The 15280-nt window shown below is 47.4% G+C and carries 12 protein-coding genes; 7 read left to right on the forward strand and 5 right to left on the reverse strand.

The genetic code is table 11. From position 1 onward, the window contains the following. Window positions 1-49 precede the first annotated feature (49 nt). Together D8Y20_RS05630 and D8Y20_RS05635 are read left to right on the forward strand one after the other, a co-directional pair. Window positions 50-733 (forward strand): response regulator transcription factor, encoded by a 684-nt coding sequence (locus D8Y20_RS05630; RefSeq protein ID WP_121542059.1) that lies wholly within the window; start codon window positions 50-52, stop codon window positions 731-733. Between the two features lie 10 nt (window positions 734-743). Next, window positions 744-1985, forward strand: a complete 1242-nt coding sequence (locus D8Y20_RS05635) for a HAMP domain-containing sensor histidine kinase (protein ID WP_161957585.1) — start codon at window positions 744-746, stop codon at window positions 1983-1985. Window positions 1986-2116: 131 nt separating this feature from the next. On the opposite strand, the gene D8Y20_RS05640 is transcribed toward D8Y20_RS05635, so the two are convergent. From D8Y20_RS05640 to D8Y20_RS05650, 3 genes are all read right to left on the reverse strand, one after another. Further along, window positions 2117-3175, reverse strand: a complete 1059-nt coding sequence (locus D8Y20_RS05640; protein ID WP_201265546.1) for a Fic family protein — start codon at window positions 3173-3175, stop codon at window positions 2117-2119. Between the two features lie 550 nt (window positions 3176-3725). Beyond that, window positions 3726-5174 carry an HD-GYP domain-containing protein gene (locus D8Y20_RS05645; RefSeq protein ID WP_121542061.1) on the reverse strand — a complete coding sequence of 483 codons (1449 nt, stop codon included), beginning with the start codon at window positions 5172-5174 and terminating at the stop codon, window positions 3726-3728. 218 nt (window positions 5175-5392) lie between these two features. Further along, entirely contained in the window at window positions 5393-5884 is a 492-nt protein-coding gene (locus tag D8Y20_RS05650; RefSeq protein WP_121542062.1) for a hypothetical protein, read from the reverse strand. 732 nt (window positions 5885-6616) lie between these two features. Between D8Y20_RS05650 and D8Y20_RS05655 the strand changes: the two genes are divergently transcribed. Then, window positions 6617-6943, forward strand: a complete 327-nt coding sequence (locus D8Y20_RS05655) for a hypothetical protein (RefSeq protein WP_121542063.1) — start codon at window positions 6617-6619, stop codon at window positions 6941-6943. A gap of 94 nt (window positions 6944-7037) precedes the next feature. Here the strand turns inward: D8Y20_RS05655 and D8Y20_RS05660 are convergent, their stop codons facing one another. Beyond that, the gene (locus D8Y20_RS05660) at window positions 7038-7595 is read right to left on the reverse strand and encodes a chalcone isomerase family protein (protein WP_121542064.1); all 558 of its coding nucleotides are present in this window, start codon (window positions 7593-7595) and stop codon (window positions 7038-7040) included. Window positions 7596-7897: 302 nt separating this feature from the next. On the opposite strand from D8Y20_RS05660, the gene D8Y20_RS05665 reads away from it, so the two are divergent. Further along, complete coding sequence (locus D8Y20_RS05665) at window positions 7898-9664, forward strand: hybrid sensor histidine kinase/response regulator (RefSeq protein ID WP_121542065.1); 1767 nt, start codon at window positions 7898-7900, stop codon at window positions 9662-9664. A 156-nt stretch (window positions 9665-9820) separates the two neighbouring features. Here the strand turns inward: D8Y20_RS05665 and D8Y20_RS05670 are convergent, their stop codons facing one another. Further along, window positions 9821-10444, reverse strand: a complete 624-nt coding sequence (locus D8Y20_RS05670; RefSeq protein ID WP_121542066.1) for a response regulator transcription factor — start codon at window positions 10442-10444, stop codon at window positions 9821-9823. 196 nt (window positions 10445-10640) lie between these two features. On the opposite strand from D8Y20_RS05670, the gene D8Y20_RS05675 reads away from it, so the two are divergent. The 3 genes from D8Y20_RS05675 to D8Y20_RS05685 form a co-directional block, all read left to right on the forward strand. After that, the gene (locus D8Y20_RS05675) at window positions 10641-11660 is read left to right on the forward strand and encodes a hypothetical protein (protein WP_121542067.1); all 1020 of its coding nucleotides are present in this window, start codon (window positions 10641-10643) and stop codon (window positions 11658-11660) included. Window positions 11661-12076: 416 nt separating this feature from the next. Then, entirely contained in the window at window positions 12077-12826 is a 750-nt protein-coding gene (locus tag D8Y20_RS05680; RefSeq protein WP_236075272.1) for a type II secretion system protein N, read from the forward strand. Window positions 12827-13126: 300 nt separating this feature from the next. After that, window positions 13127-15280, forward strand: a 2154-nt coding sequence (locus D8Y20_RS05685) for an HYR domain-containing protein (protein ID WP_121542069.1), incomplete at its 3' end; no start/stop codon positions are given.

A 15280-nucleotide genomic window follows, 5' to 3' on the forward strand; every position in this document is an offset into this window, starting at 1 on the left:
CATATACTGGCAGCATGACCACAGGTGATCCATTAGGCGACATATACCCATGCCAAGCATTCTGATTATTGAAGACGACAGAGAGCAATCGCAAATGCTCTCCGATTATCTATCGGGTGAACATATGGAAATTATCACCTGCCCCACAGGAATTGATGGTCTGACTCTGTTGCGCGATGAACCCTTTGATGCGCTGATTCTCGATGTCGGCCTACCTGATATCGATGGTTTTGAGGTTTGTCGACAGGTCAGAACCTTCTCGCAACTGCCCATACTGATGCTGACTGCTCGCGGCGATGCAATGGATCGCATTATAGGGCTTGAAATTGGTGCCGATGATTATCTGCCCAAACCCTTTAACCCGCGTGAACTGCTGGCCCGTCTGCGTGCCATTCTTCGTCGCACACAACATACTCACCAGAGCAGTGCGCTGCGTTTTGGCCGTTTGGAAATCCATCCGGATGCACACGCGGTATATCTTGATGGAGAGATGATCAATCTCACCGGCTACCAGTTTGATCTGCTCTCTGTGCTGGTGAACCATGCAGGCCGTGTGATGTCACGCGATCAACTGATGGATGCGCTCAAAGGGCATGAGCTTGAATCCTTTGATCGCAGTATTGATGTGCATATTTCTCGCATTCGCGGCCAAATTGAAGATGATCCGAAAAAACCACGTCGCATTCTCACCATTCGCGGCACCGGTTATGTCTTCGCCCGGCAGCAGGATTAGGAAGAGTACCATGCGCCATAAACTCTACCTGCAGATCTATGTCGCCTTTCTCGGCGGTCTGTTGCTGTTTGCCCTACTGGCCGGCATTACCTGGAAAGTGATGGGAGATGTGGATGAAAACAGACACTTCGAATCAGGGCTGAGCCTGTTGCTGACAGAAGCCTTGCCTGAACATGCAGCCATCGAAAAATCAAAGCAGACCATGCTCAAACTGGCTGGCGAATTTAACGTTCGACTCAGCCTCTACAGTCGCGATAACAGACACCTTATTTCAACTTCGTCCAGGCTTCCACTACCCAAAGAACAGCTCAAAATCGGTTGGAATCACAGCCGTGAAGGTGGCCAGTTTGTGTTGCATCTGAGTGATGGGCGCTGGTTGGTTGTCTCCCATCGGGACAGACGTTTCCCCGGTGCCATTGTGGTCATCATCCTGCTGCTGGGTGTACTTGGGCTTGCAGCCTACCCGCTTTCCAAACGGCTTACCTGCCGTCTGGAGCAGTTGCAAAAACAGGTTGATGCATTCGGCCATGGAGATCTGAAAGCCCGAGCTCATATCAAAGGAAAAGATGAGATTGCTGTGCTTGCCAGACGATTCAATCATACGGCTGATCGCATTGAAAAACTGATCGAAGCCCAGAAGCATATGTTGAGTGGTGCTTCTCACGAGCTCAGATCACCTTTAACCCGTATGCGCATGGCCATTGAATTGATGCAAGAGACATCCATCAGCGATACCAAACAAAAACTGGAATCGAATATTCTCGAACTGGACAACCTGGTCGATGAACTGCTGCTGAGCAGCAAACTCGATGCCGGTAGTGCTGTGAAACCATTTGAAGAAATTGACCTGCTGGCGCTGGCTGCTGAAGTTGCATCCAACTATCACGCGGATGTTTCAGGCAATCCGGTCATCATCTCAGGTGATGAACAGATGCTGCGCCGCCTGCTGCGTAATCTGCTGGAAAATGCAGCCCGTTATGCTGCCAAAGCCCCTATCTCGATTGCAGTCAGTGGCAGCTCCCATTGTGCCCTTATTCGCGTCTGCGATGATGGCCCCGGTATTCCAGTATCTGAACAGAAACAGATTTTCGAACCCTTTTATCAAGCCCGCACGGGTGAGCAGTCGCATGGCAGTATCGGCCTTGGTCTGGCCTTAGTGCGTAAGATCGCCCAACAACATCACGGCGATGTGCGTTATATTTCAGAAAACACACATGGTGCCTGTTTTGAAGTCAGCATTAAACCAGAATAGATATCAAAAAAATCACAGTAGAATCCGTCAATGAATTAGGATTCATAATCATCTCAAGATTCAAACCACCGCATACAAAGCAAATTAAAGGGAAATATCCGTTTACCTCACAATCCGAAGAATTCATCGTCCTATGCTTTGCTAACCTTACTATACCAAGTCGCTCTAGCCTTACCATGACGTTCAATAAGACCAAGCTTTAAGAGTTCAGCCATTCTGTTTTTCACCGTAGGTTTGGATACATTAGTAATGATTTTATAAGCTTCAGATATAGTAATCCTTCCATGCGTATCAAGGTATTGCATGATAATAACACACTCTTGAGAAAGGTGACTGTATTGTTCCAGGCTGTCTGTCTTTGCTTTCAAATGATCTTTCTGCCGTTTAAGTGAGCGCAAAAAGAAACCCAACCATGGTAACCAGTCAGTTTCCCCTTTAAGCGTTTTCTGTGTTCTCTGTAAGGCTAAGTAATAAGCATCCTTGTTTTTCTCAACAATACTTTCTAGTGAACTGTAAGGAATATATGCATACCCTGCCTTGAGCATGAGTAGAGAAATCAAAACACGGGAAAGTCTACCGTTCCCATCCTGAAACGGATGGATGGCTAAAAAGACCACGTTAAACAGAGCTATCACAATGAGTGGGTGATAGCTTTTATCTTCTAATGACTCCCTCGCCCAGTACACCAACTCCTGCATCTGTTTTGGTGTATCAAAAGCTGAAGTGGTTTCAAAAACTACGCCCAGACTATTACCGGCCCCATCAAAAGCCTCAACACTATTAGAATGTTTTTTGTATTCGCCTCGGTGACGTGCATCTTTGCTTGCATGCCTAAGCAGGCTGATATGCAACTGTTTGATGTAATTTTCAGTAATAGCAATGTGTTCAAAGTTTTCAAACACTGTTTCCATGACTTCAGCATAACCAACAACTTCCTGTTCATCCCTATGGGCAAAAGAGCCTTGGCCTACTTCCCCTAATAAAGATTCAATCTCATCATCCGTAAGTTTTGAGCCTTCAATGCGGGTAGAAGATCCAATGCTTTCAATAGTAGCTACATGACGAAGTTTTGTTAGATAGTCAGGATTAAGGTTATTTTGCACCTTCCACCCACCATTAAACTCATCAATCTCTGAGATGGTTCTCAACAGTTCAGGGGTGATTATCAGGTTCGTTAAGTTCATATTCATAGCGGTTATTGGTAATCCTTTTATCCGATATTATCCGATTCTATCCAATAATCAAATTTATTATCCAATAATGATAACCTCACCCATAGAGCATTAGCGGGGATAATCAATCAACTATAGCGTCAATTATACTGTATCTTTAAAGGGGAACGTCCCGTTTGCCTTCGCCCCGGTACAGTAGGTGTTTCATTTCTAACTATAGAATGAAAAGATAAATATCGGATTTCGCCGATAGGTCTTTATGAAGAATATCATTAGCACTATTTCCTTATGCATCGAATTGGATTCCAAACATCCTCCACATATCTCAACTACCCTTACATTTATTCTGTGGCAAAAAGATACACCTTAGCAAAAAGTGATATGTGTCACATCTGCTATCCGCCACATTTCTAAAGTTCGTGCCACAAGGAGTGACTTTGACATGGAATTTATTCAAGCATTTATTATTACTTTATTAGTTGTCGGATACATTAACGTTCGTCGCGCATACCATTAATTCATAGCGTCATCATCGGTAGAGTCAGACTCTATTGATTCAAGACGAGGATCATTGTGTAGGACTGTCTTCATACTGCTTGGCAATCACACAAAACGCTTCTTCAGCGGCGATAAAGGCATCGACAATATCCGGATCAAAATGGGTGCCTCGGCCTTCCAGAATAACAGCCTTCGCTTTCTCATGTGAAAAGCCAGGTTTATAAACGCGCTTTGAGATCAAGGCATCATAGACATCAGCAACTGCCATCAGGCGACCGGAGCAAGGAATAGCATCACCACTTAAGCCTGCCGGATAGCCACTACCATCCCACTTCTCATGGTGGGTCAGGGATATCTCTCTGGCAAAGGTCAAAAACGAATTCGTACCCAGATCCTCCTCTGCGATAGAGAGTGCATCGGCACCGATCTGAGGATGGGTCTTCATGATCTCAAACTCCTCTTGGGTGAGTTTACCATTTTTTAGCAATATAGCATCTGGAATACCCACTTTCCCCACATCATGCAGCGGTGCCGATTTGTATAAGAGATCAATCGTTTCATCATCCAGATAATCTGCAAATTTCTGTTGATTCTTTAGCTCAATAGCCAGTGCGCGCACATAACGCTGGGTACGTAGAATATGTGCGCCGGTTTCATTATCACGAGCTTCAGCCAGTGTTGTTAGAGCCAGAATACTAACATCACGTGTGCAGCGTAACTCCTCGGTTCTGTCCCGAATCACTTTGACTACATAATTGGTATGTTTGGCCATCACACCGAATTCATCGGCTGAACTGATCGCTATACTGCCTGAATAGTCACCCATGCTTGCCTGCGTTAACAGTCTGTTTTGTGCATCAAATGCAGCGTGAATATTGCGTGAGTAGGAGAAAACGACATTCAATGTATGCGGCAAAATCACGGCCAGCACAAACAGAAATTCTTTAAGAATATCAATACGCCCTTCAACCAGGGTAATGCTATCGCCAACCTTCACCAGCCAATCCAGATCTTTGATGACCAGTAACATAAATACGCCAATGACCAGTAACAGGCTCGCACTGGCAAAGATCGCCATTTTCGAGGTGAGCGGAAAATAGTTCAGGAAAGGGTCAATCACAATATCCTGTTCAATCACCTGTTTTGCCACACTGCGTTCCGCCTCAAGTGCCAGATCAACTGCTGCAAAAAAACCGAGACCGGTGATGCCAACAATCATCTTCAGTCCGCTGCCCAGTGGAAAATCAAACATCATGCTGTTAAACACTGTTAGCAGCACACCTGTCGCCATAAAAAGTGCCATCTCCAAATTAAAAGCAGATCTGACCTGATCTTCCAGTGCCTTGCTACTGAGCCAGCGATTCCACAACTGAGCTCCAAGAGCATACTGGATCAGAAACAACATGATGATCGGTGCCACCACCCAGAATACCGATAAACCTTCGATAAAGGGACATACCTGCACTCCGTAAATCGGAACAATCATCATTGAAGCGGCGTAATGAATGACTCTGCGCATCAGTTCTCCTTCATTAAGAGGTAATCGCTGGAGATTGGATTATATTACAACAGCAAATCTTCGACCAGATAAACAAATGCAAACACTAGGGCAATCGCATTAAACATCCCCTCTTGCTCTTTGGTAAAACTGTTTCTTTTTGTCATTGTGCGAATTTCTTAGCGTACTGCAGGGATCGATGGCTACCGCTTACACACTTATTAAGGTGGCCTGAAAAATTACCCGGCGTCGGGCTTGCGCAGCAGTTCAACCGATGGATTGGCACTGTCAGGACGGGCTACATAACCATGTGAGAGTAGTAGTTCCTTGAGTTGCTCCTGCTGCACCGGGCTTCCCGGGCAGTCATGATGCGTCAGTTTGCCATCTGGTAGGGCATCAAAGCTCACCTCGCTGTCATCAGGATCGAGCCATACGGAACGAATGTCATCATATTGGAATCGAAGCGCAGGTGAGAATAGGCGGTGGATTCGGACTTTATCTGCGGAAAACTCGATGGATGTAGCTTCATTCCTTAAAGTATAGACATGCATCAAACCTACTCCGATCAAAGCTATGGAAACCATTCCCCAGTATTCGGCGCTGGCCAAGGTTTCCAGTGCCGGTTCTTTCAATACCGATATGCCATAGATCACAACGCCAAAGAAGATGAAAAGCACCAACAAATTGATTCCGGTTGAAATACGATATTTGAAGATGACGCTTTGCTTCATTGCTTTTCTCCCTGCGGTAATGCGAAAGCATATAATTTATAAATGCAAACTAGTACACCGACCATCTTATATTGGCGGATACAGCGGGTCGAGAAGGCGTTAGCTGCTAGGCGAGCGACCGCAGGACTAGCCATAGCTCATTCAAGGGAGTTCAACAACGCAGATGGCGCTTTCTCGACCCGCCCGAAGGGAGTCCGACTAATGCACCATCGCTGTGTTACCCTGCTTGAGAAGGGCATGCCATTATCTGCGCAGTGGGCCTTGCTCTGGCACATTAGGCGGATTCTGAATCCGTCAATATAAGCTGGTCGGTGTACTAACATACGTGCGCATTTGAAGCGATTTCATTGCGTGCCGATCATGCGAAAATCATCGCGAATAAGATCCTCGATGGATTTATTTAGATGCAAAATAACTTACACTGACCTCTGTTCATCCATCAAGCACCCCCGCACCCTTCTCTCTTTCACGCGCAATCCATGCTTCTTAACTACAATAATATCGTATGCAATCCTAACCCCTGCATGATATCAATTTGCCAATGAAAACAATGTATTGAACCACCTTGTAGCGCTATTTCCTTATCCATCGATATGGCTATAAAACAACCACGCATCATCTTCCTTTATATTTGTCATGTGACGAAAAAGCATATATTAGCGAAACGTGATATATGTCACATCTGCCCACCGCTACATTTCTAAAGTTCGCGCCACAAGGAGTGACATTGACATGGAGTTAATTCAATTGGTTGTAATGACATTTTTAATCGTCGGTATTGTAGATATGTGCCGCTCATACCGTTTATTGGAGAAATCAGCATTTGTGAATGGTCAGCTTCCATCACAGCAGCATATTTCTCCATCATCCGAAAAAGAACTGAATGCAAAAACTGTGTTGGTTCAGACTAAGCGCCCGCGCCTCGCATCGTTCCGTTTTGCATCCAGGTTAGCAGCATCGCAATTTTCACACATCTCCGGCAATTCAAAAATTCTATACCCACCGACGCATGCAACAAATTCATCAGGCCGACACAATAGACCTGTTACCTACGCATGAAACAGCCATGGCGTGATGCATTCTAGTTTAAGTTTAAAAGGAAACGTTTGTTCCACGCTGTAGTGCTTTCTGTGCAACACTGCCTAACAGCAGGTCAATGCCCGTGTAACATCGCTTGCTTAAGGTCATTGTCAGCTGGTTTCTTGCCCAACCAGACAGCCAGCAAAGCCTTCTGAAAATCATATCCGGGAATACGCCCTGCATCCCTACCCCTGAGTATCACCCGGGTTGATCCATCACCCAAAAAATCAAATATGAAGTGATCGCCTGCATGCGCATCAACAAACATGGCATTAAACTGATGCAAGCGTTCCTCAAGCGTGGCAAATGTTTCAGCTGATTGATTCTTTTTAAATCCGGCTGTCCAGCCACCCGTTAATTTCTCTTGATCCACTTCATCATAGAGAATATCCATTGTCACCCGTTTGGGCAGTGCGCCAGAGATAGCTTCCTGTGCAGAGGTGGCCGATGAACGCAAATAGAGTGCTCCGATATAGATATCAAAAAAAAATTTAGACCGGACTCCGGCCCCGTTAAGTTGCAGTTGTTCACCCGCAACCGTCGCACGATCCGGTACACTGACCCCTTCCAACTCCACTGCCCAAGCCGGCGAACTCATCATCAACAATGCAAACAATAATATGCGTTTCATCACCTTTCCCTCCGGTTTATTGAACGGGTTTATTTAGCAATAATGGAAGAAAATTGATTTATATCAAGATAAGTCATCTGCAATCATGGCCATCATGCAACGTTAATCTCAACCACGGCGAGCAGCTGGCAGTAAAATATTTCAGCATCGCCGTCATCCTGTTCGCAGCCCATTTTCTGTGATGCCCTTGTTAAAAGGTGCCTGACTTGACTATTTCTGCAATGGCCGGCCGGATCAACGCTCACGTTCAAAGTGAGGGATCAGTATTCGCTAATCCCAATTGAAATTGATACGCTTTTGGCATGGATGAGATATATAGCATCAATGATGCTTCATTTGAGAAACAGCTTGCCTATGAAAAAATCAAACTGCTCTTTGATAATGCAGGATTAATCTGTATTGGCACCGCGATTACCTATCTGGCGATGGCCGCCCTCTTCTGGACCAGCGGATCGCACCTGTTACTGCTGCTCTGGCTGGCCAGCATGGCGACTGTCCTATTGGCGCAAACCTGGACGCTTCATCAGTTTCGACAATTAACGGCGAATGATCCAGCCATCCATTTCTGGGCCAGACTTTTTGCTCTGGGCTCGGGTATCAACGGAATTGTTCTGGGGATGCTGCCTTGGATCGTGATGGATGCCTCCTCTGCATTTATTGTCATTTCTCTGATCGTGATCACATGCGGTCTGGTATCGGCATCCATCGGCACTAACTCTGCTTACCCCTTAGCTTTTTTCGCCTTTGCCACCCCTGCTATTCTGATGCTGGATGCCCGTCTGGCCATTGAAGAGAGTTTAATTGAATATGCTCCGCTGCTATTGATTTATTTTGTTGCCGCCTCGATGGCTTCGAAAAATTTTTCAAGTCTGGTGCACGAATCGATAGAAAAATCTTTGCAAAACAAAGCGCTATTGAAAGAACTCGAAATTAAAAAAGATGAAGCTGAACGCGCCAACCGCCAAAAGACCCGCTTTCTGGCTGCTGCCAGCCATGATCTGCGCCAACCGATTCATGCCATTGACCTATTTGCCGATGTGCTGGAACAAAAACTAAAAGATGGGGAACAGCAACAACTGCTCAGTAAAATGCGTGATTCGGTGGGTTCCATGGCCAGCCTGCTCGATTCATTGCTCGATATGTCCAAGCTAGATGCAGGGTTGGTGCGTGTAGAAAGGCGATCTTTTGCACTTGCTACACTGGCTTTTAACCTTCAGGAAGAGTTTTCAGGGCAAGCAAACGATAAACATTTACACTTCAATACAGCCATCGATACCGCACTGCTGGAGCGATGCATCATTGATTCCGACCCTGCACTGCTGGAGAATATCCTACGCAACCTGTTATCCAATGCGATAAAATACACTGAAACAGGTACGATTACCCTGAGTTGCCAGCACCAGAATGGTAGCTATGTCCTCAGTGTCAGTGATAGCGGCATAGGAATTGCAGCTCATGAGCAGAAAAAAATATTCGATGAGTTCTATCAGATCGACAACCCGGAACGTGACCGCAGCAAGGGCATTGGTCTTGGTCTCTCCATCGTCAAGCGCCTCAGCCATCTGTTGGAGCACCCTTTTAGTTTCACATCAGTCGCCGGCCAGGGCAGCAGCTTTACCATCTGCGTTCCGTCAGGCCAGGCAACCGATGTGGCCGCAGCCATGCCTGAGGTGAGGCACAAACTCGTCGCCCATATCATGGTCATTGATGATGATCAGACCATTCTCGAAGGCATGGAGAGGATGTTATCAACCTGGGGATGCCGTGTATTAACAGCTCAATCTATAAGCGAGTCCACCGATCTACTAAAAAATGGGGATTTCCCTGATCTGGTCGTTGCAGATTTCCGCCTGCGCGATGATCAAACCGGTGTCGAAGCCATTAGGGCAGTAAGAAACATTGCTGGGGATCCCAAACTGCCGGGCATCATCATCACGGGTGATACAGAACCAGCCCGTTTGCACGAGATGAAAGTGGCCGGCTTTGAAGTATTGCACAAGCCCCTTAAAGCGGTGCGTTTGCGTGCATTGATCCAATTCGCATTAAAACAGAGAGAAAGCAATCCGTGAATACACACGAATTAAAGCCAAAGGCTAAAAACAAATAGAGAGAATATCCCGGTTTGGAGCTGTTTTTTAATTCGCGTGTATTAGCGTGTACTGCGAGGTGAATTGAGCTTGCGAGAGAGATAGTACCTTGAGGGTATTCGCGTTTCGTTTCTATGTCTAAATCGTGTGTGCTTTCTGGACGGCCTGCGTGCGACTATTGACGCCGAGCTTGCGAAAAAGGGCTGAGACATGCTGTTTCACAGTGCTGCCGGTCAGATCCAAAGCAATAGCGATCTCTTTATTGGATTTACCATCGATCAACATCTGCCATATCTGCTGCTGACGCGGTGAAATGGACGTGGCTTCCGATGTTGCTTCCGGTGAATGCTCAGAACTGTTGTTAAAATATTTTGACGGGACATAACATTCGCCAGCAAGCACCATCTGGATCGCGGCAAGCATCACTTTGCTCGCTGATGACTTTGAAATAAAACCCATCGCACCAGCATCCAGGCAGCCTTTCACCACATAACCGGCATCATTGCCCGAGATCACTACCACCGCAGTTTGCGGTGCTGATGCGCAGATATGCCGAACGCCATCGGAATTGATAATACCTGGCATATCAAGATCCAGCAGCAACAGATCAAACAGATCTTCACGCTTTAGATGTGCCTCGATCTCACGGCGATTTCTGGCTTCAGCCACATGCACTGGCCCCAGTCCCTGCAACAGCACACTGAGCCCGTCACGAAACAAGGCATGATCGTCAGCAATAAGGATATTCATGACACCAATCATTGACCCCCACTCTCCTAATGTAAACCAGCCCAAATGTTTAACCAGTATAGTACAAAAGTATTAGGTATAACACCTTTGTCTGTCTGCCCCTTTTATTTGGCCAACGTAGAATACACCTTGAATGATGATTCATACGAGCTAAAAAAATGGCTCAGAACTGCTGATTTATCATCACAGATCCATATAGGGGGATAAAATGAAATATAAAATATTATGCTCGGCAGTAGTGATTGCATTTTGCAGCAATGTTGCCTGGGCAGATGAAGCGCGTGAAAACAGGCATGATATTGAGATAGAAAAACAGAAAATCAGTAAGAAAATAAATGCTGCAAATATTGCAGTCAATAAAGCAGCAATTGCTGCAATTCAACTCACACCCGGGCCTCAGGGTCCACAAGGAGTGGCAGGTGCTAATGGCACAAATGGTGTTGATGGCGCAACTGGTGCTCAGGGCCCACAGGGTTTAGCTGGCGCTGCAGGCGCGACTGGTGCACAAGGACTGGCTGGTGCTGATGGTACAAACGGTGTTGATGGTGCAACCGGGCCAGCAGGGTTGGCAGGTGTTGATGGTACGAATGGTACAAATGGCACAAATGGTACTGATGGTGCCGTAGGTTTTAACGGAGCTGACGGTGCAGTTGGTCAAACAGGCCCTCAGGGCCCACAAGGTCCTGCAGGATCTACCGGAGTCACTGATCCTGTAGCGTTGAATGCGGCAATCTGCGCGCTCTACGATGCTGCCGGAGCAGCCAGGCCGGCAATTTGCCCTTATGCTGTTGGCGATACAGGGCCGGCAGGCGGAACTGTGTTTTATATTACCAATGGCGGACTCAATGGATTTGAGGCTGGTCCTCAGATGGGCCCTGCTACTTGGGGCTGTCAGAATACACCTATAGCTGGAGCACACACTAGTTCAGGAGCGGCTAATACAGCGGCCATTCTGGCAGGTTGTGCAACACCTGGCATCGCTGCTCGCGTTGCTGATGCGTATGTATCTCCGAATGGGTCAACCGGATGGTTCCTGCCTAGTACGACTGAGTCATCTTACATGCGGTTAGAAAAAAGTGCGCTTGGAATTACAACCCAGGTGTATTACACCTCCACTGAGTGGAGTGCGGCATATGGAATTAAGTACCACTTTTTTGACGGCAACCAGACAGGCCAGCAGAAGCAGAATGAGGCAGCTCTATATTTCCGTCCGGTACGAGCATTCTGATACCTCAGTGAATCAGCTAAAGCGGAGACTTCCCTTTTGGCTATAAAGTGAATACATGATCATTAATCGAAACGGCCAGCTTGCGCTGGCCGTTTTTTTGGTCATAAATCGGTATCGATAGAGTTAAACTCAATGCATTTCTGCAATGCTGTCATTGACTGCCACATGATCAACGCAACGTTTTAAATGAAACTTCGAAAATGCACGAAACAAGCACCTTGCCACCTTTTCTTATGACTTATTTCTTAACCGGGCGGCAGCAACTTAAATTTATGATGACTAATAACTCCAACAAGGTATGTTAAATCCATGGCCTGCTCAATTTACATCTTACATGATGATCTCACCTCTCTATCTGGTCTGGTTATGAATAATTTAGTGCCAAGCTGCGCATAATGCATGCTGGAAAAGCGCCCGTGTGGATAGAAGCAGGACTGGTTGTGTTGCTTGCATACCTGCTATTCAACTGGATGTTTCCAGCCGATGATATCGTTACACCTATCGAGCCGCTGGATCAAAGCATGCATTCCTCTGAAGCGCTACCGGATTTGGCGGAGCTTGTTGCAGTTCCCCTGTTTGGCAAGGTTCCACCACACGTCCCAAAAGCTGCGCCAGTGCAACAACAGGTGGCTGTGGCTATCATCAAACCTTTGACTTTTCGTCTGCTCGGTACGGTTGTGGCAGGTGAAGCCTCATCGGTGATTCTTTCACTTTCAGAAGGTAGCGAACAACAGGTTTTTACTGTCGGTGATTTCATTCAGCCCGGAGTGAAGCTCTATTATGTGGATGCCAATGCAATGGTGGTTGAACGTGCGGGAAAGCTTGAACGGATCATCATGGAATATAGCGAACGACTGCATGCCAACGTAACTGGCGAGGCAAATACTACAGCTGATTTATCAACGCTGATGACACAGGCAAAGCTGGTCTTGCATCACGATGGAGATAAGGCAGATGGTTTTGTCATCACTGGCATTGTCGTCAATTCGATTTATCACAAGTCTGGCTTATACAATGGTGATCTTATTCGCAACATCAATGGTATAGAGTTAGTTAAAGCGAATCAGATTGATGTTCTATACAACGGCATGCGCAACGCCTCAACGATAGAGCTGGAGCTCATACGCTCAGGCAAGCTTAAACGACTGAGTTATACCGCTCCATGACGCACAGTTAGAAGAACACCACCACTGTTGGTTAAATTTGATTCACCCATTCGCAGGACCGCCCTGCCCTCCTGATCAGTATTCGATTGATCTATAATCGCTTGATCCCCTCTACTAAGCTGCCAAATAGGCTCACCCTATAGTACAAAAGGACTAGTCCTAGTACCTTTGTCTGTCTGCCCCAATTATTTAGACGGCTTATCATAAGCAATTGATGATGTTCCGGACGAGCTGATTGCGCTAACTGTAAAGCTTCTGATTCATCATCACTGATTTTATATCAGAATATTGGGGGCTAAAATGAATCACAGACTATTCTATTCGGCGTTGCTACCTGCATTTTGCAACAGCACCACTTGGCAAGTTGGCATCATAAACAGATCATTAGCCCGGTTTACATCCGGTCTGGCGGATCATGCAAAACCGGCCGCACTATGTTTGACCATGTTGGCGGCGACTCTTGTTGCTGCTCCTGCACAGGCCGCCGGTCCGGTCGTAAGTTTTGATGCCAGTACCCTTGCCTTAACCAACGGTGCGGTTGTGTCGGCTTGGGGGGGGCAGTCTGCCGCTGGCACGCCAACCTATTTAAGCGCCCAAACGCCCAATGGCAGCCCGGCCGTGGAGTTTAACGGAAGCGATCATATGGGTAACAATATTACCTTGCCGGCTGCAGGCGGGGACTGGATCCTTGTGGCGGTCATCAAACCGACAAATATCCATGCCTACCATAATCTGGCCGACGATAGCGCTGGCGCCAGGCCAATGCTCTGGATAGACCCCGCTTTCAACTATGAACTCAACTATGGTGGCGGCGGCGGTGCCAAGGCAGCCGGTACGGGAACCGGTGGATGGGATGTTGTGATTGCAGATTCCTCACTGAATCAGCTATATGTCAACAGCCCGACAGCCAATGCTTCCGGTGGAGGCGCTGTTTCTTATACTGCGGCAAAGCTGTTCAATTTCTTTCATCGTGGCGGTGGACAAACATTTCAGGGTCAGGTTGCTGAATTGCGTATTTACAACAACCGCACCGATTTCGGCGGAAATTTTTCCGCGCTCTACAATGAAATGCATGCAAAATGGATTGCAGCACCTGCCGCTGTGCCGCCATATTTCCTCGAAACTTTTAATTCCAACACGCTGGGCCCGAATCTCACCCAGCTTGAGGGTGCATCTGTGAACCTGAGTGGGGCCAACGTTACAACCACTGGTGGATGGGGTGTTCCCAAGCAGCTCGTGGCTACCATCGGAACAAACTATGACACGATCGATTTCGTTGCTGAGGTCACAGTCGTGGCGCACAATCAGAGTACCTGCAGTGACGAGGTTTATTTCGGACTCGGCAAAGCCGGCACCGGCGGAACCGGCGGTTATCCGCTGGACGGACCTGTGGCTCTGCTCAGGCATATCACCATGTGGGCAGGAACCTGTTCGGCTAATGCCAATATTAATAACCTGACGATTGCGACCAATGACATACCCGCATTTCCAGGTCATGGCACTGAAATTACCAACCAATCGAATGTCGGCCCCGGTTTCGGCCCGTACGTTCTGCAGTTTTATCACGTTGCCGGCATGGTCAGTTTCTTTGTCAACGGCGTGCAGTTCGGCCCGACAGTGGATGCCAGTCAATATTACTTCGCAGCTGGCGCCGGGCGCGTCTTCTTCGCCGGTGTTAACGTCAAATTTGACGACTTCTCGATTCAGGCAATCCCACCAGCCAATGCAGCTCCGACAGCCAATGCTGGTGCTGTACAGACTGCACAGTGTACGGGCATATCCAGCGCTGACGTCGCGATGGATGGGTCAGGATCATCCGATCCGGATGGTGATACCCTGACTTATGCATGGTCATGGACCGGTGGTTCGGCCACGGGTTTAAGCCCGACTGCCTCATTCCCACTGGGAACAACTACAGTGACACTAACTGTTGATGACGGTAATGGAGAAACTGCGACATCAAACACATCGGTGACGGTAGAAGATACAACCGCTCCAACGGTCAATGCGGGTTCGGATGTGATCGTAGAAGCGACCAGTGCAGCCGGTGCGGATTACGATGTATCCGCACAGGTGAGTGCTTCGGATACTTGCTGTAATGTGTCCACCAGCATTAGCCCGATTGGAACATATTCACTCGGTGCCAATACAGTAAGCGTAACTGCAAGCGATTGTGCAGGAAACAGTGCCAGCGATACGATGGTCGTCACGGTCGTGGATACCACCGTCCCTGTTCTGACTGTGCCTGCAAACGTCAGTATCGAAGCCAACGGCGTGTTGAGCACGGTTATTATCGGCACAGCTACTGCAACAGATCTCTTTGGTGCAACAGTGGCCAACGATGCGCCAGCAATATTCGCTCTGGGTACTACGACGGTTACTTATACAGCAACAGACGGCAACGGACTGACTTCAACTGGTACACAAACAGTAACAGTAGCTGATACGACTGCT

This window comes from Mariprofundus sp. EBB-1 (assembly GCF_003665155.1).
Lineage (GTDB): Bacteria > Pseudomonadota > Zetaproteobacteria > Mariprofundales > Mariprofundaceae > Mariprofundus.